The organism is Paenibacillus mesotrionivorans (assembly GCF_046098205.1).
Taxonomy (GTDB): Bacteria; Bacillota; Bacilli; order Paenibacillales; family NBRC-103111; genus Paenibacillus_AR; species Paenibacillus_AR mesotrionivorans.
Map to the genome: position 1 here is coordinate 142044 of NZ_JBJURJ010000004.1, position 20226 is coordinate 162269.

Annotated in this window: 16 protein-coding genes; 12 read left to right on the plus strand and 4 right to left on the minus strand. The window is 57.4% G+C overall.

Going from position 1 to position 20226, the window contains the following annotated elements:
- Positions 1-17 precede the first annotated feature (17 nt).
- Complete coding sequence (locus tag ACI1P1_RS07275) at positions 18-953, plus strand: class I SAM-dependent methyltransferase (RefSeq protein ID WP_416215702.1); 936 nt, start codon at positions 18-20, stop codon at positions 951-953.
- A 269-nt stretch (positions 954-1222) separates the two neighbouring features.
- Here the strand turns inward: ACI1P1_RS07275 and ACI1P1_RS07280 are convergent, their stop codons facing one another.
- Together ACI1P1_RS07280 and ACI1P1_RS07285 are read right to left on the minus strand one after the other, a co-directional pair.
- Entirely contained in the window at positions 1223-1588 is a 366-nt protein-coding gene (locus ACI1P1_RS07280; RefSeq protein WP_416215703.1) for a PH domain-containing protein, read from the minus strand.
- A 214-nt stretch (positions 1589-1802) separates the two neighbouring features.
- Positions 1803-2900, minus strand: coding sequence for an MBL fold metallo-hydrolase (locus ACI1P1_RS07285; RefSeq protein ID WP_416215704.1), 1098 nt, complete (start codon positions 2898-2900; stop codon positions 1803-1805).
- Positions 2901-3081: 181 nt separating this feature from the next.
- Here ACI1P1_RS07285 and ACI1P1_RS07290 point away from each other — a divergent pair, with 181 nt between their 5' ends.
- The 9 genes from ACI1P1_RS07290 (at position 3082) to ACI1P1_RS07330 (ending at position 13739) form a co-directional block, all read left to right on the plus strand.
- Positions 3082-3483, plus strand: coding sequence for a hypothetical protein (locus ACI1P1_RS07290; protein WP_416215705.1), 402 nt, complete (start codon positions 3082-3084; stop codon positions 3481-3483).
- Between the two features lie 324 nt (positions 3484-3807).
- Positions 3808-5151: an FAD-dependent oxidoreductase gene (locus ACI1P1_RS07295; RefSeq protein WP_416215706.1), complete on the plus strand. Its 1344-nt coding sequence runs from the start codon at positions 3808-3810 to the stop codon at positions 5149-5151.
- A 357-nt stretch (positions 5152-5508) separates the two neighbouring features.
- Positions 5509-7284 carry a sensor histidine kinase gene (locus ACI1P1_RS07300; protein ID WP_416215707.1) on the plus strand — a complete coding sequence of 592 codons (1776 nt, stop codon included), beginning with the start codon at positions 5509-5511 and terminating at the stop codon, positions 7282-7284.
- Positions 7256-7990, plus strand: coding sequence for a response regulator (locus tag ACI1P1_RS07305; protein WP_416215708.1), 735 nt, complete (start codon positions 7256-7258; stop codon positions 7988-7990). The genes ACI1P1_RS07300 and ACI1P1_RS07305 overlap by 29 nt, the downstream gene beginning before the upstream one ends.
- 97 nt (positions 7991-8087) lie before the next feature.
- On the plus strand, positions 8088-9416 hold the full coding sequence (locus tag ACI1P1_RS07310; RefSeq protein ID WP_416215709.1) for an ABC transporter substrate-binding protein: 1329 nt from the start codon (positions 8088-8090) through the stop codon (positions 9414-9416).
- 63 nt (positions 9417-9479) lie between these two features.
- Positions 9480-10427: a carbohydrate ABC transporter permease gene (locus ACI1P1_RS07315; protein WP_416215710.1), complete on the plus strand. Its 948-nt coding sequence runs from the start codon at positions 9480-9482 to the stop codon at positions 10425-10427.
- A complete protein-coding gene (locus ACI1P1_RS07320) occupies positions 10417-11250 on the plus strand; it encodes a carbohydrate ABC transporter permease (protein ID WP_416215711.1) in 834 nt (277 codons plus the stop codon). Before ACI1P1_RS07315 ends, ACI1P1_RS07320 begins: the two co-directional genes overlap by 11 nt.
- A gap of 135 nt (positions 11251-11385) precedes the next feature.
- Positions 11386-11733, plus strand: a complete 348-nt coding sequence (locus tag ACI1P1_RS07325; RefSeq protein ID WP_416215712.1) for a hypothetical protein — start codon at positions 11386-11388, stop codon at positions 11731-11733.
- 191 nt (positions 11734-11924) lie between these two features.
- On the plus strand, positions 11925-13739 hold the full coding sequence (locus tag ACI1P1_RS07330; RefSeq protein ID WP_416215713.1) for a PAS domain S-box protein: 1815 nt from the start codon (positions 11925-11927) through the stop codon (positions 13737-13739).
- A gap of 102 nt (positions 13740-13841) precedes the next feature.
- Here the strand turns inward: ACI1P1_RS07330 and ACI1P1_RS07335 are convergent, their stop codons facing one another.
- Positions 13842-14738, minus strand: a complete 897-nt coding sequence (locus ACI1P1_RS07335; RefSeq protein ID WP_416215714.1) for a YitT family protein — start codon at positions 14736-14738, stop codon at positions 13842-13844.
- Between the two features lie 66 nt (positions 14739-14804).
- Positions 14805-15617, minus strand: a complete 813-nt coding sequence (locus ACI1P1_RS07340) for a YitT family protein (protein ID WP_416215944.1) — start codon at positions 15615-15617, stop codon at positions 14805-14807.
- Positions 15618-15921: 304 nt separating this feature from the next.
- Between ACI1P1_RS07340 and mprF the strand changes: the two genes are divergently transcribed.
- The gene (gene mprF / locus ACI1P1_RS07345) at positions 15922-18579 is read left to right on the plus strand and encodes a bifunctional lysylphosphatidylglycerol flippase/synthetase MprF (RefSeq protein ID WP_416215715.1); all 2658 of its coding nucleotides are present in this window, start codon (positions 15922-15924) and stop codon (positions 18577-18579) included.
- Positions 18580-18630: 51 nt separating this feature from the next.
- Positions 18631-20025 (plus strand): alpha/beta hydrolase family protein, encoded by a 1395-nt coding sequence (locus ACI1P1_RS07350; protein ID WP_416215716.1) that lies wholly within the window; start codon positions 18631-18633, stop codon positions 20023-20025.
- Positions 20026-20226 lie beyond the last annotated feature (201 nt).

Genomic DNA, 20226 nt, shown 5'->3' on the forward strand with positions numbered 1-20226 from the left:
GGGGAGAAGATGCTGTCATGAGTCGGGATTATGAACAAGTTGCCGAGAAGTTTTGGAGCTTGCCGCAGAAGCCGGGGGAGGAGGCCAACCGGGACCGGCTGTTTCGGGACGACCAGATTCTGCATGCCCATTTGGAACGGGAGATCGAAAGCCGATTAGATGGGGTGACAACGGTGCTGGATGCAGGGGGAGGAACGGGGCGTTTCTCCGTGTGGCTGGCGCAGAAGGGGCTGCAGGTGACCCATCTGGATATTTCCTTGCCCATGCTGGAGAAGGCTCGGGAGCGGGCGGAGGACGCCGGGGTGGCCGGGCAGATTGAATTTGTGCATGGGCGGTTGACGGAGCTGGGTTCTTACCCGGAGGGTCAATTCGACCTGGTGATTTCGCTGGATGCGCCTATCTCATATACCTACCCCAAGCATGAGGAGGTTATCCGCGAGTTGATCCGCGTGTCCGCCAAGTCGGTGGTGTTCTGCGTCTCCAGCCGTCTGGGCGGGTATCCGGGCCGCTTCGGCCCTGCATCGAAGAAGCCTTTTCTGGTGGATGAGCAGGACCCGGATTCGGCTATGCGCTGGTATGTCCGGGAGTGGGCTCAGCGGGAGCAGTGGCAGCCGGATTTCGGAGGGGCGGATGTGCTGCTGGAGACGGGTTTGTTCGATGATCCGGATCAGGTATATGAGCAGATGGAGCGGGGAGGCACACCTTGGCCGGTGACGTATTCGTTCCGGCCGGAGGAGATGGAGGTGCTGTTTGCGGCCGCCGGGCTCCGGGAGGTGCGGCTGGCGGGACCGGGCGCGCTGGCCCGGACCTTGCCGGGGGAGGCGCTCCGCATGCTGATGGAGACGCCGGAGTACCGGGCGGCTTTCCTGGAGCGCTGCTACCGCTTCGACTCCGAGCCGTCGGTATGCGGTTTGGGCTATTGCAGCCTGGTGGCCTCCGCCTCCAAGGGGTGATAGCTGAAGGCCACCTCCGCGAAGTCTGCATGTAAGCGGCAAAAAATGTATGCTATTTCGTTTTTTGAAGGGGATTTCCCCGGAATAGCGACAAAAAATGTATGCTATTGCTGATTTTTCGAGGGATTATGGCTCAGTAGAGATGAATAGCAGACATTTTATGTATGCTATTTTACCGATTTCACCTTATTTTGGAGAATAGCATACATTTGCTGCCCGCTATCATTCCGAAGGGACGGTTGGTGCGTTTCTCGGCTGTTGCAGCCAGCCTACAGCAATGCCTCGGCAATCAGCTTGTCGAACCGGCGGATGTCCACGCCTTTTTGCAGCTTCACCTTGATGTGACCGGCCCGGGTCCACAGCTCCACCTCGGAGTTGAAGTCCAGCCGCCCGGCATTTTCCGTGGACCACATGTTGATGGAGGAGTAAGGCAGAGAGTAGATTTCGACCTTCTTGCCGGTTAAACCCTGGGCATCCCGGACAATCAGACGTTTGTTGGTAAACACAGCGCTGTCCCGAAGGGTTTTGTAAGCGGCGACGGGCACCTCTCCGTTCACCAGCAGCTCGTTCACATCAGCGGGGATGGGACATTCGGCGATCAGGGTCCATTGCAGAATGGTTGCGGATTCGGACATGTAAAGGCCTCCTAAATGAATGTTATTACCCAAACTATATACTCAAAACCGGTATCCGAGGACTGGCCATTTTGTGCTCCGTTCCCCTGAGGGAGAGTTCACCGGTCATGTAACTGGTATCTTTTACGGCGCAGAAGAGGAGCGGGTTTCAATTAGAGGAATAAAAAAAGGCCCGGGCCGCCTTCTCCAAGGCAACCCGGGTTCTTGGTGCTGCTTATGCATTCCGCCACCATCGGGTAGACGGCTGCGGCGTGTTTCCCAACAACACCGGCTCCCCGATCCGTGGGGTCACCATGGGAACTCCCTGCTTTTCCGCTGCGGCAACGGCACGTTCCACCGGTTCGGTCCAAGCATGCAGGGATAGGGTGAACGCCCCCCAGTGGATGGGCAGCATCAGCTTGCCGCCTACTTCCTGATGGGCCAAAACGGTCTGCTCCGGCAGCATGTGGATGGCTTCCCACCGTTCGTTGTATTGACCGCATTCCATCAGGGTCAGATCGAAGGGGCCGTACCGTTTGCCGATCTCCCGGAAATGAGGTCCATACCCGCTGTCTCCGCTGAAAAAGATCTTTTCCTGCTCTCCCTCCAGAACCCAGGAGCACCAGAGGGTGGCATTGCGGTCCGTCAGGCTTCTGCCGGAGAAGTGTCGGGAGGGGGTACAGCGCAGCTTCAAACCCTTCAGCTCCAACTCGTTCCACCAATCGGTCTCGGTGATTTTGGCGGCGGGCACACCCCAACGCTCCAGATGGGCGCCCACCCCAAGCGGTACATAAAAATGGCCAACCTTCCGGTGCAGCCTGCGGATGGTTCCATAATCCAGATGGTCATAGTGGTCATGGGACAGGAGCACGGCATCTATTGGGGGCAAGGCATTCACATCCACCGGCGGTACGGGGCTGTACCGTTTGCCGCCGACGAAGGGGACGGGGGAAGGCGCAGTGCCGAACATGGGATCAAGCAATAGAGTCAACCCGCTGATCTGCACCAGCAGGGAGGAGTGCCCCAGCCAAATGACCTTGGATTCCTTGGGATTCACCAGATCGGCAGGGTTCAGCTTCCCGGCAGTGATTCCCGGTTGGGGCCGGCTGTTGGGAATACCACGGATCATCTCCTTCACAGTAGACAGCATATCCCGGAAGCCGGTGCTCATGCTGGTAGGAATCAGATTCACAAATTTATTCTTCACATAATGGGCGGAGCCGCGGACTGTTTGCAGCCTGTCCCCTGCCGCCTTGGCCCCCAGCGGGGGATACAGCCGCAAAACCAGAAAAAATGCCAATAAGACCAAACCTGTACTAAACAAAATCGTCACCGTAGTATCCCTCATTTCATAAGTCGTCACCGAGCCGCAGACCCTGCAGCTCCACAAATTCCACCATGCTTTCCACACAGAATCCACACGATTATCCGCTATCCTAAAATCAGGAGGCTCTCCTGAACAGCTATTCTAAGCATACCTGAAACAGAAACACGGCTCAAGGAGGTCGGAATCCATGGAATGGTCAGGGCTATTAGGGCTTATCTGCCCTCTGATGATGGTGGGAATGATGATATGGATGATGCGGGGAAACCGGGGAAATGCGGGACATACAGGCGGAAGCTGCTGCAAGCCGGGTTCGCAGGCAGATGCTTCCGAAGGGGAAGGTTTGGCTGGAGCGGAAGATACGGCCGGAGCCGAAAAAATGGCATCCCGCACTAACCGCCGCCGCTGGATGATGCTGCTTTGCTGCCTGGCTCCAATGGCGGTGGCCGCACTGCTGCTTCTGGCGAGGCCCATCGGCATAGGAGGAGATGGGAGTTTGCTGTCCCTCCTGGTCATTCTGGCTTGTCCCTTGCTGCATCTTATCCTGATGCCGCTTATGCACCGGGGCAACAAACATTCGTCCCATTCGTGAAAAGAAACATAAAAACGCCCCTGCTGCCGCTGGCAGCTTTTGGGGCGTTTTTGCATCTTTTATGAATAAATATCCGGCTCCTGCTTCACCCATTTCGTGCCGTCAGTGCTGTCCAGACGGTACCATACCGCTCCGCTTGGATCGGTCTGAGAGACGTCTTTACCTGTTTCCGGGAAAATGTATTTTGTTCAGCGCGAATCAATACCGACCTTACCAGATCTGCATTTTGCAGCCTTTTGCGGGGGAGGGAATGGCTATATAATCATTATTGTAAGCGCTTTTCTTTGTGTTAAGCTTAAGAAGGTAAAGAACGGAGGATAAACAATGTCTCATCGGATAGAAGCGGACGTGGTGGTAGCGGGCGGAGGCCCGGCAGGCTTGTGTGCGGCGTTGGCTGCTGCCAGGATGGGAAGGAGCACCGTGCTGGTGGAGCGCTACGGATTTATCGGGGGTATGACCTCGGCGGCGCTGGTGTATCCATGGATGACCTTCCACACCCTGGAGGGCAAGCAGGTGATTGCGGGACTGGCTCAGGAGATCGTGGACCGGCTGCAGGAGCGTGGAGCCTCTCCCGGTCATATGCGGGACACCGTCGGGTTCACCAAAACCCTGACCCCATTCAGGCTGGAGGTGTTCCAGGTGCTGGCGCTGGATATGCTGGAGGAAGCGGGAGTGAAGGTGCTGCTCCACAGCTTCATTGACCGGGTGTCAGCGGAGAATGGCCGAATCAGCGCTTTGGGGTTGACCACCAAATCAGGACCTGTGGAGGTGGCGGGCAAGGTGTTTGTCGATGCCACTGGTGATGCGGATGTGGCCCACTTGGCCGGCGTGCCCTGCCTGAAGGGCCGGGACAGTGACGGCAAGGCTCAGCCCATGACGCTGAAATTCCGCATGCGCGGGGTGGACCTGGGCAAGGTCAAGGCCTACATGCTGGAGCATCCGGAGGAATTCTACAAGCGGACTCCGGTGGAGGAGCTTCCCGGCCTGCCCTTGACAGGCATCTGCGGCTTCTACCGCCATTGGAAGGAGGCGGGGCTGCCTATCAACCGGGATCAGGTGCTGTTTTTCGCCGGACCGGAGGCGGATGAGGTGCTGGTGAACACCACCCGGGTACAGGGGCTGGACGGCACGTTGGCGGAGGACCTGTCCCGGGCGGAAGCGGAGGGACGCCGTCAGGCGCTGATGGTGGCGGATTTTATGCGGCGGAGTCTGCCGGGCTTCGAGCAAGCCTCCATCAGCCAGATGGGCGCCCAGATCGGAGTCAGGGAAAGCCGCCGGATCCAGGGGGACTACGTGCTGGGCACGGAGGATGTGGTCAGCGGCCGCCGGTTCGAGGATGCCATTGCCCGGAGCGGCTATCCGGTGGACATTCACGATCCCACGGGCCAAGGGGTCAAAAGCGAATGGGTGAAGGGCGACGGCGCCTACGATATTCCATACCGCAGCCTGATTGCCCAAGACGCTGATAATCTGCTGGCCGCGGGACGTTGCATCTCCACCTCCCACGAAGCGCTGGGCACCACCCGGCTGACGCCAAGCTGCATGGCCACCGGGCAGGCGGCGGGAGTGGCCGCGGCGCTGGCTGCGGAGTGCGGCGTTTCTCCGCGGGACATATCCGTGGCGGAGCTGCAGCGGTTCCTGCGCCTTCAGGACGCCATTCTGGATTGATGCATGCGTGATGGCCGCAAATGTTATGCTGACCGCAAATGCATGATGGCTTTAAATGCATGATGGCCGCAAGGCGAAGAAGCTGCCCGCCCTAGGCCGGCAGCTTTTTTGGGCATGGTGTCCTCCTAACGGACACAGGATCCGTAATTGTTCCCCAAAACGGTGGGTTTTGATTTTCGCGGACACAGAAGCCGCTATTTGCCATAAATGAGGCGGTTTAGGTGTCTTCTAGATGAAATAGCGTACCGTGTGTCCGCGAAACCATCAGTAAAGCGTATTTCGGCCAAATAACGGCCTGTGTGTCCGGATAGCTGGTGGGGACAGGCGGTGACGCGGAGGAGAAAGGAGGTCTGACTGATGCGAACCAACCGGTTGTTTATTCCGCTGCGGCTGAAATTCATCCTCTTCTTCAGCCTGGTCATTACGGTGCCGCTGCTGCTGACGGGCATGCTCACCTACCGGCAGTACATGGACCAGGTGGAGCGGGACGCCAATCTGTACACCGGCCAGATCGCCGGCCAGATGGTCAACAGCATCGACCGGTATTACCGGGAGATGGAGCGGCTGACGGCGGCTCCCTATTATGACCCGTCGGCGATGGAAATTCTCCGGGGCCACAGCGGAGCCCGGTCCGGCAGCTTCGTTCCGTTTGAGGAGATCAACAAAATGAGCCTGCTCATCTCCTCCCTCGCCTCCGACCGGTCGGAGATCCAGAACATCCTGGTGTTTACGCCGGACGGGGTGCTGTTTACCAATACGGACAACGCGGTGCAGAAAACCTGGGAGCCGGAGGCTACACCCTGGATGACGGAGGTGGCGGCCGCCGACGGGGCCATTGTCGCCATTCCGCCCCACAGCGCCAAATACTACATTTCCGGCGAACGTACGGTGATCTCCCTGGCCCGGGTCATCCGCGATCCGCAGACCCACCGCCATCTGGGCATCATTAAGATCGACCTGACCCAGCGTGGCTTCGCCAGCGTCTTCGGCATTGAGGAGTACCGGCCGGGTACGGTGATCCTCATTTCGGATGCCACGGGCGGCAGCCTATATGCCTCCGGACAGTCCCCGGAAACGGCGGGTGCCCCCGACCGTCAGCTGTTTCTGACGGCAGAGCAAGCTTCTCCTTTGTCCGGTATGGTGGTGAAGGTGCTGGTGCCGGAGGCGGATTTGAAGAAAAACGCCCAATCCCTGGTTCGCTATACTCTCATCGTATCCGCTGCAGCCCTGGTACTGGCTTTCCTGCTATCAGGACTGCTCACCGCCAAGCTCACCAAGCCCATCCGCCATCTGTCGGCCGTCATGCGCAAGGTGCAGCGGGGGGAGCTCCGGGAGCGGGCCAAGGTGACCACAAGAGACGAGATCGGGCTCTTGACCGAGGGATTCAATACCATGGTGGCGGAGCTGGACAGACTGGTGCATCAGGTCTACGAAAGCGAACTGCGGGACAAGGAAGCCCAGCTCAGCGCCTTGGAGGCTCAGATCAATCCCCATTTTATTTACAATACCCTGGAATCCATTAACCTGAAGGCGCTTGAACAGGGCAGCATGGAGCTGTCGGAGGCGGTGGTCAGTCTGGGGCGGCTGCTCAGGTACAATGTGGACCGTTCGGAGCGGCTGGTTCGTCTTGAGGATGAGCTGCAGTTTGCCGAGGCTTATCTGCGTATCCAGTCCTTCCGGCTGGGAGACCAGCTCTCCATGGATATCCATTCCGACTTCAGTCTGGAGGCCTGTCTCCTGCCCAAGCTGATTCTTCAGCCTCTTGTGGAAAATGCCATCGAACACGGCATGCAGGAGAGGCCGCTTCATATTTGCATCCGGGCTTATTCCGTTGAGGAGGATTTGGTGGTGGAGGTGGCGGATGACGGCGCTGGTCTTCCCGTGGGGAAACAGGAGGAGCTGCGGGGGATGCTGAGGGAGCCCCGGACTCTGGAGCGGCGGGCGGGCTCCTTCGGCAGGCGGGTGAAGGGCTTCGCCCTGCGCAATGTCAACGAGCGGCTGCGGCTTCTCTACGGGCAGCCGTACGGATTGGATTTTAATGAAAATGAACAAGGCGGGGCATCCTTCCGGATCCGGATTCCCCTGCAATGGGAGGAGGGGCAGTATGCTCAGAATTCTGCTGGTGGAGGATGAGGCGAACCTGCGCAGCGGGTTTCGGCGGGTGCTGGAGAATGTGATCGGCGGTGTGAAGGTGGCGGGAGAGGCGGCCAACGGCAAGGAAGCCCTGGATTGGCTCAAGTGCAACCGGGCGGACGCAGTTCTGACGGATATCCGGATGGGGGAGATGGGCGGCATCGAGCTGCTCCGGCGTCTGGCGGCTCTGCATCCCGAATTGCCGGTGGTGATTATTAGCGGGTACAGCGATTTTGAGTATGCCCGGGAGGCCATTCGTTTCGGAGCGGTGGATTATCTGCTGAAGCCTGTGGAGACAGTAGAGCTGGCCCGGGTGGTGGAGCGCCTGCGCAAGCGGCTGGGAGGGGAGGCGGAGAGGGCTCCGGCCCGGGAGCAGGAGGAGCGGCAGGTGATCCGGCGGGTCAAGGAGATGATCACAGCACAGCTGGATCAGGATATTTCCCTGCAGCTATTGGCCGGACAGGTTCACCTGAACCACCGGTATCTCTCTGCCCTGTTCAAGTCGGAAACCGGGCAGAACCTGTCCGATTACGTCACGCAGATGCGGATCGAACGGGCCAAACAGCTCCTTAAGGGCACCCAAATGAGGGTGCAGGATATCGCACCTTTATCCGGTTATCCCAATGTGAAGTATTTCCTGGCCATCTTCAAACAGAGCGTCGGAGCAACCCCCTCGGAGTACCGGGAAAATCCCGATACAATTTGAACCTTTTCTGCATTCTGCGCCATTATGCCGGAATCACGGATTCCCTATAATGTGAATGTAAGCGCTTATAAAAAACAAGATAAAGGGGATTGGGACGATGACCCTGAAATGGAAATCCGCTTTTGCTGTTATGCCGGTTGTCCTTGCTTTGGCTGCATGCGGAGGCAATAACGCCACTCCGTCCACCTCAATGGCGCCGGGCACGGCCGCTCCGGGAGCAAGCACCGCCGCCACCCAGGCGCCCGCCAAAAACGTAAGCCTCAAGTTCAGCTTTTGGGGCAATGACACCCACAAGAAGATGTACGAGGACATCATCGCCAAGTACAAGGAAACTCATCCGCATGTGTCGGTGGAGATTGTGACCATTCCCTTTGCCGATTACCAGCAGAAGCTCTCCATTATGACCGCCTCCAAGTCGGCCCCGGATATTGCCTGGCTGGCGGAGCGGATGATTCCCCAATTCCTGGCCGGCGGACAGCTGGCGGATCTGGAGCCGCTCAAGAAGGACAGCGCCTACAAGTTCGAGGATGTGATCCCCAGCACGCTGAATCTGGTAACCAAGGACAGCAAGGTGTACGGCATTCCCTTTTCCACTCCGCCGATGATGATCTATTACAACAAGACCCTCTTTAAGGCCAAGAATCTGCCAACACCCACCGAGCTTTACAAGCAGGGCAAATGGACGTATGACGAGATGTTGAAGGCTGCCAAAGCCCTGACGGATTCCTCCAAGGGGGTGTATGGCGTCAACTTTGTCCGCAACGGCTGGCAGAACTGGCCGGATGCCCTGCAATCCCATTTTAATGCCTACGGCGCCTCCATTTTCAGCCCGGACGGGAATACCTTCACCCTGAACTCCAAGGAAGGGGAGCTGGCCCTGCAAAGCTACTCCGACATGATCTTCAAGGATAAGGTCCACCCCAAACCCGGCGACCAGACCACCTTCGATACAGGCAAAATCGCCATGCAGAAGGAGCTGTTCAGCTATATGGGCAAGGCCAAGGCGGTGAAGGATTTCGAATGGGACATCGCCCCGCTGCCCGCAGGCCCCAACGGTCCCGGCACCACTCTGGGCTATGCCGCTTATACCGTCATGAAGGATTCGCCCAACTACGCAGAAGCGGTGGAGCTGCTGAAATTTATGACCAACCCGGACAATATGAAGCTGACGTCACAATATTTTGTCCCCAGCCGCAAGTCCATCCTGGAGTCCGAGGAGTTCTTCAAGCAGGGCCCGTCAGCGGAGAGCGTGAAGCTGTCGGTGGTGGATCAGATGGCCAAGGCCAGCTCCCTGCCCTCCCATAAGAACTGGCAGCAGATCGACACCCGTATGCAGACCATATTGGATTATCTGTATACCCAAAGCTCGCCGGTGAAGGATGTGCTGTCCAGGGCGGAGAAGGAAGTGGGTCCCCTGCTGAAATAAACAGAGTGGGCCGCCCCGCCTGCACATCACCGGAGGGGCGGCCTGTCCGGAAGGAGTGGAAATATGGAATCCGTACAACCCAACACCGCCCTGCCGGGCCTAAAGCCCGTATCACTCGGCAGCAGAAGGAACAAGCTCCGCACCCGGGACAACTGGTATGGATACCTCTTTATATCGCCGATTGTGCTGGGTTTTGCCGCTTTTATGCTGGTGCCGATTATCTGGGCGCTGTACATGAGCTTTACCAATGAGTCGCTGATGGGTGGCTCGGCGTGGATCGGGCTGGACAATTATACCCGGGCATTCGGGGATGACCCGTTGTTCTGGACCTCGATGTTCAACACCCTGTATTTCTCGGCGGGGCTGATTCCGCTGAATCTGGCATTGGCGCTGGGGCTGGCCCTGCTGCTGAACCGGAAAATTCCCGGTATCGGCATTTTCCGTACGGCCATCTTTACCCCGGTTATTACCTCGGTTGTGGTCTGGGCCATCGTGTGGAAGTACATCTTCGCCACGGATGCCGGCCTGATCAACCAGCTGCTGAAGCTGGCGGGGGTAACGGGACCTGCGTGGCTGTATGATTTTGATTTGGCCATGCCGGTGGTGATTGTGGTCAGTGTGCTGAAGAATGTGGGGCTCAACATGGTGATCTTCCTGGCCGCCCTGCAGGACGTGCCCGCCATGTATTATGAGGCGGCCCGGATTGACGGGGCCAGCCGGATGCGGACCTTCCGGTCCATCACGCTGCCGATGATCTCCCCTTCGCTGTTTCTTGCTCTGGTGCTGACGCTGATCGGCTCACTGAAGGTGTTCGCCCAGATTCAGGTCATGACGGACGGCGGACCGGGCACCAGCACCCATGTCCTGGTCTATTACATCTATAAACAAGCCTTCAAGAACTTCGAGTTCGGCTATGCGTCCTCCATTGCCTTCATCCTCTTTTTCCTGGTGCTGGCCCTGACGCTGGTCCAATGGAATCTGCGCAAAAGGTGGGTGTACCATGAAGAATAACACGCTGTGCCGGCTTCCCGTATATGCGCTGCTAACGGCTGTGTCCGCTCTGGTCCTGTTTCCCTTCCTGTGGATGCTGACCACTGCCTTGAAGGATCCGACGAAGATCTTCCTGTTTCCGCCCCAATGGATTCCCCAGCCGGTGGCCTGGCGGAACTTCGCCGATGTCTTCACCGCACAGCCCAGCTTCCCGCTGTACTATTGGAACAGCCTGTATATCGCCGCTGTGGTCACAGCCGGCACCTGTCTGGTCTCCGCGCTGGGTGGCTACGCCTTCGCCAAGATCCCCTTCCGCTTCCGCAACGTGATCTTCCTGATGCTGTTAAGTGGCATGATGATCCCCACCGAGGTGACGGCCATTCCCATGTTCGTCTGGATGACTAAGCTGAATTTGGCCAACACCCATTTTCCGCTGATTTTCCCGCCGATGCTGGGACGCGAGGGGTTGTTCGGCGTATTCCTGCTGCGTCAGTTCTTCATTACGGTGCCGGGGGAATTGGATGAAGCGGCCAAAATCGACGGCTGCACCCCCTGGAAAACCTTCTGGCGGATCATGTTTCCTCTGGCAGGTCCGGCGTTGTCCACGCTGGCGATCTTTACCTTCCTGCACAGCTGGGACAATTACTTCGATCCCTTGATTTTTATCAGCACGGACCGCCTGTTCACCTTGCCCGTAGGGCTCAAGCTGTTCACCGATGCGGCGGGCACCCAATGGAATCTGCTGATGGCCGCCTCCGTTATGGCGACCTTGCCCCTGATGCTGGTGTTCTTCTTCGCTCAGAAGAAGTTTATTGAAGGTGTGGCCATGACCGGCTTGAAGTAGGGCTGCTGTTCTCCCGGTGCCGCGGTCGCTGATACTCCGAAATTATGGGAAAAGAAGTGTGGTTATCCCAGCTTATTTTTCTGTCCTGAGATTACCGCTCCCTGCATAAGCATGGTGGGGAGAGGAGTGGAAGGTATGGACAAGAAGGTGAAGCGGTATTACGATTTGAAGCAGAAGCAAAAGGAGCTGGAGCAGGAGCTGTCTGAGCTGCGTACCGAGATTCTGCAGCACAGCGAGACGCTGGATACCCAGGAATGGGACGCGGGCAGCTACCGGGTGAAGCTGGTGCTTCAGGAGCGCAAGGAATATGATGAGGAGAGGCTGTACCAGGCCTTGCCCGATCCCGAGGTATGGAGGCTGTTGTCCAAACCGGATGCGGCCAAAATTGCCGGGCTGGTGAAGCTGAAGGTCATTTCCGAGGAGAAGCTGAAGGATACGTATGATATCAAAAGCGTTCCGCTGTTATATGTGGAACGGAAATAAACCGGCGCCTGCCGGTTTTTTTCTTTCCGGAAAAGGAAGGGCGTTCAGTCTGTCAGGGTTATGTTCAATTATGGCACAAAAAGTGGATAGGTATGGCAGGAAACCTTCCCAAAATATTGTTCCTTATGGCAAAATGCGTGTATAGTAAGAAATGGCAGGACTTTAGTCTGGGTGAACAGGAAGGAGTAGACATGGAACCCAATTCATCCGAGCATAACGAGAGCTGTGACCGGAAAGTGGCAATACGCAAGTGGAATTCGACTTCTCTTTTTTATCACCATTCCGCGCCAGTATTTCTATTAAACCGGGAGGGGGAATTTATCCAGGCCAACTCCAAATTCCAGGAGATCTATGGTAGCCGGATTATAGGCGGACATTATCATAAGGTGATGCAGAAGGATGACATTCTCCGGGCAGATGAGATCTTCCAGCGGACGCTGAAGGGGGAAACGATAACGGTCGACGGCATAGAATATCCTTGCACACAGGGGATGCGGTACTATCAGGTAACCACCATGCCCTGGTCTGAAGAGGAGACCGTCAACGGAGTGTTCTGTATCGTTCAGGATGTCACCGAGCATAAAATGGCTGAGGAAGCCTTGCGGAGGAGTGAGGCGGCACTTCGGGTGTCTCTTCACATAGCCAAGCTGGGCAAATGGGAATGGGACGTGCACCACGGGTCCATCCATCTCTCCGACGAAATGTATGTGATACTCGGATTGGGGCAGGATAGCACAAAAGATGAGATTTTTTCCTGCTGGAAAAGAGTCCATCCAGAGGATCTTACCCAATTTAATGAGTCTGTGAAACATCTGCTGGCGGGGAATGCCACCACCTTCCGCTTCCGGTATTTGCATCCGGACAGGGCATTGCGGCATCTGGAGATGGTAGGGGAGCATCTCATAGACGAGCGGCTCCAGATGAGCCGGCTTATTGTTACCACCCGGGATGTGACGGAAACCGTGGAGAACGAGGAGAAGCTGCGCAAAAGCGAGGAGCTGTACAGGCTGATCTCGGAGAACTCCCAGGATTTCATTACGCTGGGCGATGGCGGTGGGGAAATCTACTATGTTTCGCCCGGTGTCCGGCATCTGTTGGGTTATGAGCCCGAGGAAATGATCGGGAAGCAGCGCTCTTATTATTATCATCCGGATCATACGAAGGATGCGGAGATGCCACCGGGCAAAGATATGCATATCGCCACTGTCCGCTGCCGCCATAAACACGGCCATTATGTGTGGATCGAGCTTTCCACCAAGCTTATTTACGATGAGAAAGGCAACGTGGCCAGGCAGTTAGGCATCGGCAGGGATATTACCGACCGGATGGCGGCTGAGGAGATTGTGCTCAAGTCGGAGAAGCTTACCCTTACCGGTCAGCTTGCGGCGGGAATTGCCCATGAAATCCGCAATCCACTGACGGCCATAAAAGGATTTTTGCAGCTGTTGGACGGGGGGTTCCCCCTGCGCAAGGATCATGTTGCGGTTATGAGCTCCGAGCTGATGCGCATTGAGAGTATACTGAACGAGCTGCTGCTTTTGGCCAAACCCCATGAACTGAAGTTTTACCTCCGGGATGTGAATCAAATCGTCCATCAGGTGGTGACGCTTATGGAGACGGAAGCGAATATGAAGAATGTCCTCCTGAGCTTTAGTCCCCGGGAAGGCAATATTCCGGTGGCATGCGACGAAAACCAGCTAAAGCAGGTTTTCATCAACTTCATTAAGAATGGTATGGAATCAATGCCGAGCGGGGGTAAGCTGTATGTGCACACAGAGATTAAGGATCAGAAAGCAATCATAACCTTCGAGGATTTCGGTACCGGTATACCTGAGGATGTGCTGGGACGGATCGGGCAGCCGTTTCTGACCACCAAGGAGAAGGGAACCGGGCTGGGACTTGCCGTCAGCTTCAGTATTATAGAAAATCATAATGGTACCGTTATGGTCAAAAGCGAGTTGGACAAAGGTACAATATTCACGGTACAGCTGCCTTTGACCAAATGAATATACATAGCAAAAAAGCCGTCACAGCCCATTAACGGGTGATGACGGCTTTTGATGTTTGCGGCGGTGAATCAGAAACCCGTGGTACCGGCTTATCTAAGGTTAACCCAGTTCGGCCAGATCCTGAATGGAGCTGGTGCCCATTGTGGCTTTGGGGTCCACCTGCTCCACAATATGCAGCACCGCATCGCCTTGGCGTTTGGGGATGGTGAGATACAGCTCGTTGGGCCTCGTGGCCGCATGTACCGGCTCCATGAAGCCGATGCCGGGGGTTCCGGCCAGCGCCTTCCGGATGGCATCGGGGCGTGTGGTCTTGATCCAAACAGCTTGGTAGCGTTGAAGAAGCCGGGTGGTTTTTTTGGTGACGGCCATTGCTACGGCATAGGTGACAACGGAATAGACGGCCTGATCCCATCCGAAAATAAATCCCGCCAGCCCCAGCAGGGCCAGATTTACCAGTGTGATCAGCTCGTCGGTGGACAGAGGCAGCCGCTTATTCATGTAACGGGCTGCCGTTTGGACACCGTCCATGGGCCCGGAATACGCCAGCACCAGACCGGCTCCGGCGCCCAAGAACAGACCGCCGGCCAGGGCTGCCAGTGGCGGGTCCTCCACCAGAGGCGGAAAGGGATGGAGCAGCAGGGTAATTCCGCTAAGAAGAAGGAAGCCGAAGGCGGTAAGGAAGAAGCGGCTCCGTTCCTTGGCGAAGCTGCTGTACACCACATAGGGCAGGTTGAGGATGAACAAAATAAGCCCCATTTTCATCTCGGTCATATGGGACAGGAGGCTTGATAAGCCGTGTATACCTCCGGGAATAATACGGTTTGGGGTAAGGAACATTTCGAGCCCAAAAGCGGCCAGACAGGCTCCGGCTCCTACCGGGATCAGCCGTTTCCAGCCGGTTAAGGCTCCAGAGGACGGAGCGGATAATGCGGGATTGCGGGATATATCGAGCTCAGCGCGATTCCTGGCTTTCCGTTTTCGGTTCAGAGGAAGCACAGCGCTTTTTCCCCCTCCTCTCTTAGCCGCGGGATATCATGGTCACATCCTGCGTTCCCATCGCGACTAGTGAATATTCTTTTTCTTGAAGCGTCCGCCCTTCACATCATGGATATTGCCTACGGCCAGGAAGGCCTTGGGATCGATTTCGTCTACAATGGACTTGAGCTTGGCTTCCTCAAGGCGGGTGATCACACAGAAGATAACCTTTTTCTCGTTGCCTGTGTATGCGCCTTCCCCGTTCAGATAGGTCACACCCCGGCCCAGACGGTCGATAATGGAAGAAGCAATCTCCTGGTTCCGCTCGCTGATGATCCAAACCGACTTGGATTCCTCGAAGCCCTCAATGGTCAAATCGATCATCTTGAATGCGATATAATAGGCAATGAGCGAATACATGGCGTTATTCCAGCCAAAAACGAAGCCTGCGCTGGCCAGAATGAACAAATTGAAGAACATAACGATTTCGCCTACGGACATAGGCAGTTTTTTGGTGAAGACGATGGCGACGATTTCGGTTCCGTCCAACGATCCGCCGGAACGGATAACCAGGCCTACGCCCGTGCCGAGAATAATTCCGCCGAAGACGGCAGCCAGAAGAGGATCAATGGTAAGCGGTTGAACGGGATGAAGGAGATTGGTGCCGATAGACATCACAGCTACCGAAAAAAGCGTGGATAAGGCGAAGGTTTTGCCGATTTGCTTATAACCCAGGAATAAAAAGGGGAGATTTAAGACGAACAGGAAAAGCCCCAGGTTCCAACCGCTCAGATGGGACGCGATAATGGAGATGCCTACGATGCCGCCATCAATAATATTGTTGGGGACCAGGAATATTTCCAGACCTACGGATACCAGGCTTGCGCCTACCAGCATCATAAACACGCGCCAGAGAAACTTTTGGGTGGACAAACGCGTATGGCTGGGCTGAGTGTAGACCTTTATTTCCTCCAAGGTCCGCACTTGTTCATTCATAAGCCATCACCTCTATGGTCAAGTATGTCATCCGTCCTGCGAAAAGGAACGAATTGTGACGAGTTCGTATATTCTTCATAATAATTGTATCCAAACGTATACAAAAAATCAAGGCGGTTGAGAAAAGTTGAACAAGCTGGAAATAGCCGCAAAGGCAAGCCCCATGGTATTCTATGGATGGTGAAGCTTGTCATAAGGTGGTGTCGGAATGGCGGAAAAAAAGATGGAGGCGGATCACCGCCTAAAAGGGCTGCTGCTGCTTTACGGACCCAAGTTATTGAAGCTTGCGGTTCCCGCGGCGGTTATTGCCTTGGTTTTCTGGGAAGGAAAAAAGGAGCTGGCCGGGATTGATATGGCTGTGGCCATTCATCTGGTGAACCGGATGCATGTGTGGCAGCTGGCGGCGCTGGCTTTTTTGGGTTTGGCTGCAGTGCTGATGATGAGCGGATATGATCTTCTGTTTGCCCGGGAGCAGGCGGCACGGGGCCAGCCTCTCCCGGCGGGGAGGGTGCTCCGGATCTCCTGGATTGCCAATACCTTCAATAATGTAATGGGATTCGCCGGGTTTACGGGGGCGGGACTCCGGTTGGTGCTGTATAAAAGAGCGGGAGCGTCTATGCAGGAGGTGGCCAGGTATCTGGTGTTTTTGTCCTTCGCCATGATAACGGGCCTCTCCGCCATGTGCTGGCTGTTCCTGGCCGGCGTCCTGCCTGGCGCTTATTTGTTTGCGGATTACGGCTGGCTGCGGCTGGCCGTATGGGGAATGGCCCTGTATTTACCGGTTTATCTGGCGCTGCTGCGGTTCCCCCGGGCTTTCCGCCGGTGGGTGAAGCCGGAGCACTTCCCCGGTATGCGTCTTGGGCTGATGGCGGCAGGGGCTTCCGCCATGGAATGGCTGTCTGCGGCGGGAATGCTGGTGGCCAGTGCGTCGGCAGCCGGGGTTCACATTCCACCTGCGCATCTACTGGGTATGTTCGCCATCGCCGCGGCAGCCGGTATCTTCAGCATGGCTCCAGGGGGGTTCGGGGCGATGGATATGGTGCTGCTCCTGGCCATGAGCGGGTATGGGGTCAATCCGGACAAGGCCATGGCGGCGCTGATTCTGTTCCGGATGTTCTATTATCTTCTGCCCTGGACCCTCGGACTGTTTCTTGCGGCACTGGAGTGGATGCCCAAGCGGGAAAAGCTGGCGGAGGCCGGCTCGGAGCTGTGGGAGAAATCCATGAGCGGCTGGCAGCGCTTCTGGTCCTGGCCGGGGCAAAACCGGCTGTTGGGGGATATGGGCATTTGGGCCTTGTCGGCGCTTGTGCTGCTGTCCGGCAGTGTGCTGCTGCTGTCGGCTGCTACTCCGGAGATTATCGGGCGGATGCGCAGCCTTCATCAATTTATCACCCCGCTGACCATGAAGCTGTCCCATCAAATCACGGTTGTGGTGGGTTTTATCCTGATTATGCTGTCCCGGGGGATTCATCTCAAGCTTAGACGGGCATACCGGCTGACGGTGTTCCTTCTGGGGCTTGGGGCATTCTTCTCTATTCTGAAGGGTCTGGATTTCGAGGAGGCCATTCTGCTTTCTTCGGTAGCGGTTCTGCTGTATATTTCCCGGGGGCGGTTTTACCGCAGCCATGCGGCGGTCCAGGGGAGAACCCTGGCCTTCTGGTTCGCCGTCACTCTATTGGTGGGGGCCTGTTATTATCTGGTGGGTGACTGGTCCCGCCCCATTCCTTATCATTGGCTGTCGCCCAAACACGGGCATGAAATTTTGGTTCTGCGCGAAAGAGAGCTGATCCGCAGCGGCATCGTGGGGTTGGCGGCGTCCTGGCTGTTTTTCTCCGTCTGGTTCTGGCTGCGGCCCAAAGGGCCGGCATTGGGAGGACCGGGAGAGGAGGAGCTGGAGCGGCTCCGGCTGCTGCTGGAGCGTTTCCCGGGAACGCCCTTGACCCATCTGGTATATCTGCGGGACAAAAGCTTCTTCTGGGGCGCCCAAGGCGAGGTGCTGTTTTATTACGCCCGCAGCAGGAGTACGCTGGTGGTGCTGGGGGATCCGGTAGGCAATCCCGGTAAGTTCCGGGAGGCGCTTCGGGAGTTCCGTGATTTTGCGGACGCTTGGGTGCTGACCCCCATTTTCTACCAGATATCGGACCGCTACATGCCTTTGTACCATCAAGCCGGTTTCCGCTTCTTCAAGCTGGGGGAGGAGGGGTTTGCAGATGTGCGGACCTTCCAATTAACGGGCAAAAGCAAGGCGGATCTGCGCACCGTGCGCAACCGGTTTGAGCGGGAGGGCTGCACCTTCGACATGGTGGAGGTCCCTTTGTCGGACGGGGTCATGGAGGAGCTGCGGGTTGTATCTGACAGCTGGCTGGGCAACCGTGCGGAGAAGGGCTTTTCCCTGGGCTGGTTCGATGAGGACTATATCCGGCGGAGCTCTGTGGCGGTGGTGCGTTCCGCGGAAGGGAAGGTGATGGCCTTCGCCACCTTCATGCCTTGTTATGACCGCGGCGTAACGGCCTCCATTGACCTGATGCGATTTGCTTCGGACGCTGGCAAAGGCGCCATGGACTACATGTTCCTGCGCTTGTTCGACTGGGCCCGTGAGGCGGGGTTCCAGCGCTTCAATCTGGGGATGGCGCCGTTGGCCAGCGTGGGGGACGAGCCCTACTCCCTGCGGGAGGAGCGTGTGGCCAATCTGGTTTATCTTCATGCCAATTATTTGTACAAGTTTAAGGGACTCCGGCGGTTTAAGGAAAAGTTCGATCCGGTGTGGGAAACACGTTATTTGGCCTATCCTCAAGGGGCGCCTCTGGTTAAGGTAATGCTGCATGCCGCCATGCTTGTGAACCGGAAGATACGGGTGAAGAAATAAAACTGCTCTAGGGCATGTTTGCAAACACACCTTAGGAGGGAGGCAGCGCAGGTGAGGGTCTGGGAAACGCTGTTTGTGCTGCTGCAGCTGCCGGTTTGGCTCCGCCTAGTTTGGCGGCGCCCGGTCTGGCGGGGGGCAGGTCCGTTAATTCCTGTGGTTTGGCTGGCGGTGGCTGCTGCTGTGTCGGTGCTTCATGTGATGCTGGAGGGGTGGCGCTGGCAGACGGTGCCCGCCTGGTTGATGTTTGTCTGGGGCTGCCGGCTTGCGGTGCTGCAGTGGCGGCGGCGGTTCCAGGCGCAGGCTGGCGCTTTCCGCAGGAGGCTCGGACCGGTGGGAGTCCTTCTGCGGATGGTTTGGGGAGTGGTGCTGCTGGTGCTGCTGGCCCTGCCCTGGCTGCTGCCGGTGCCTCGGCTGGAGCCGGTCACCGGTCCTTATCCCGTAGGCACCCGGCTGTACCGCTGGACGGATGCTTCCCGAGAGAGTCTGCCTGACCGGGCCGGGCTGGATAAGGGCCGCCATGTGGTGGTGCAGCTGTGGTATCCCTCCGCGGCCGAAGGGGGGAAGGGGGAGGCCCCTTATGTGCCTGGGCCGATGCTCCGACAGCTGAACCGGGCTCTGCGGGAGACGGCAGAGCTGCCCGGTTTTGTAACGGACTATCTGAAGCTTGCCCGGACGGATGTTAGGGAGGAAAGTCCGCTGGCCGCAGACGGCAAACGGTATCCGGTTGTGGTGTTTTATCATGGCTGGCCGGGCTTCGGCTTTACCTACCATTATCTGATGAGCGGGCTGGCCTCCAGAGGCTATGTGGTGGCCAGTATCGATATCGGTTGGGCGGAGCACCGTGGCCAGGCTCCCGACGAGCTGGATCTGCCGGCATGGGACCGCTGGATCGACGATATCTGGGCGCCCGACCAGCGTTTTGTGCTGGATCAGCTGGCGGAGCTGAACCGTGCCGACCCGGAGGGTGTCTGGACGGGACGGCTGGACCTGGAACGCGCGGCGGCGGCGGGCCACTCCTTCGGCGGGGATGCTGCGCTGGCCGCGTTGGGCCAAGATCGTCGCTTCCGGGCCGCGGTCAGCCTGGACGGCGCGTTTTATGGCCGGTCCGGTGTGGCCAAGTCCCCGGAGCAGCGGGTGCTGCGGCTGGCGACGGGGAGAACGGCGCAGCAGCCGGATCTGCCTCGGCCGGATGGAGTGCAGCTGCAGGCCGCGGGCGTGGCGGCGGAGCAATACGGCACGTGGGCGAAGGCGTTTGCGGAGCGGATGCAGCGGATTGAGGGCGGCCAACCGCCATTGGTGCTGCCGGGCAGCTCCCACTCCAGCTTTTCGGATGTGTATTTGTTCTCGCCTCTGCTGCGTCTCCGGGACCGGGGACCCGACCCGTACCGCATTCATGCGCAGACCGTGGAGGCGGTGGACCGGTTTTTGGCGGAGGCGTTCCGGTAAAAGGGCGAGGGAGAGGGAGGCGGAGGCGGCGGACGGGGGCAGGGGTCTGGCGGACGAGTGCAGGAATGTGGTGGACGAGGGCAGGGGTCTGGCGGACGAGTGCAGGAATGTGGGGACGAGGGCAACAGCTAAGGCTGGCTGAACACGAAATTTCGAGTATAAACCGGTGTTTTAGGCTCGGAAGGGCACATTATACTCGAA

Coding starts and splice junctions, on each gene's coding strand:
- ACI1P1_RS07275 (WP_416215702.1), top strand. CDS start 18: ATGAGTCGGGATTATGAACAAGTTGCCGAGAAGTTTTGGAGCTTGCCG.
- ACI1P1_RS07280 (WP_416215703.1), bottom strand. CDS start 1,588: ATGTCCGAATCCGCAACCATTCTGCAATGGACCCTGATCGCCGAATGT.
- ACI1P1_RS07290 (WP_416215705.1), top strand. CDS start 3,082: ATGGAATGGTCAGGGCTATTAGGGCTTATCTGCCCTCTGATGATGGTG.
- ACI1P1_RS07295 (WP_416215706.1), top strand. CDS start 3,808: ATGTCTCATCGGATAGAAGCGGACGTGGTGGTAGCGGGCGGAGGCCCG.
- ACI1P1_RS07300 (WP_416215707.1), top strand. CDS start 5,509: ATGCGAACCAACCGGTTGTTTATTCCGCTGCGGCTGAAATTCATCCTC.
- ACI1P1_RS07305 (WP_416215708.1), top strand. CDS start 7,256: ATGCTCAGAATTCTGCTGGTGGAGGATGAGGCGAACCTGCGCAGCGGG.
- ACI1P1_RS07310 (WP_416215709.1), top strand. CDS start 8,088: ATGACCCTGAAATGGAAATCCGCTTTTGCTGTTATGCCGGTTGTCCTT.
- ACI1P1_RS07315 (WP_416215710.1), top strand. CDS start 9,480: ATGGAATCCGTACAACCCAACACCGCCCTGCCGGGCCTAAAGCCCGTA.
- ACI1P1_RS07320 (WP_416215711.1), top strand. CDS start 10,417: ATGAAGAATAACACGCTGTGCCGGCTTCCCGTATATGCGCTGCTAACG.
- ACI1P1_RS07325 (WP_416215712.1), top strand. CDS start 11,386: ATGGACAAGAAGGTGAAGCGGTATTACGATTTGAAGCAGAAGCAAAAG.
- ACI1P1_RS07330 (WP_416215713.1), top strand. CDS start 11,925: ATGGAACCCAATTCATCCGAGCATAACGAGAGCTGTGACCGGAAAGTG.
- ACI1P1_RS07340 (WP_416215944.1), bottom strand. CDS start 15,617: ATGATGCTGGTAGGCGCAAGCCTGGTATCCGTAGGTCTGGAAATATTC.
- mprF (WP_416215715.1), top strand. CDS start 15,922: ATGGCGGAAAAAAAGATGGAGGCGGATCACCGCCTAAAAGGGCTGCTG.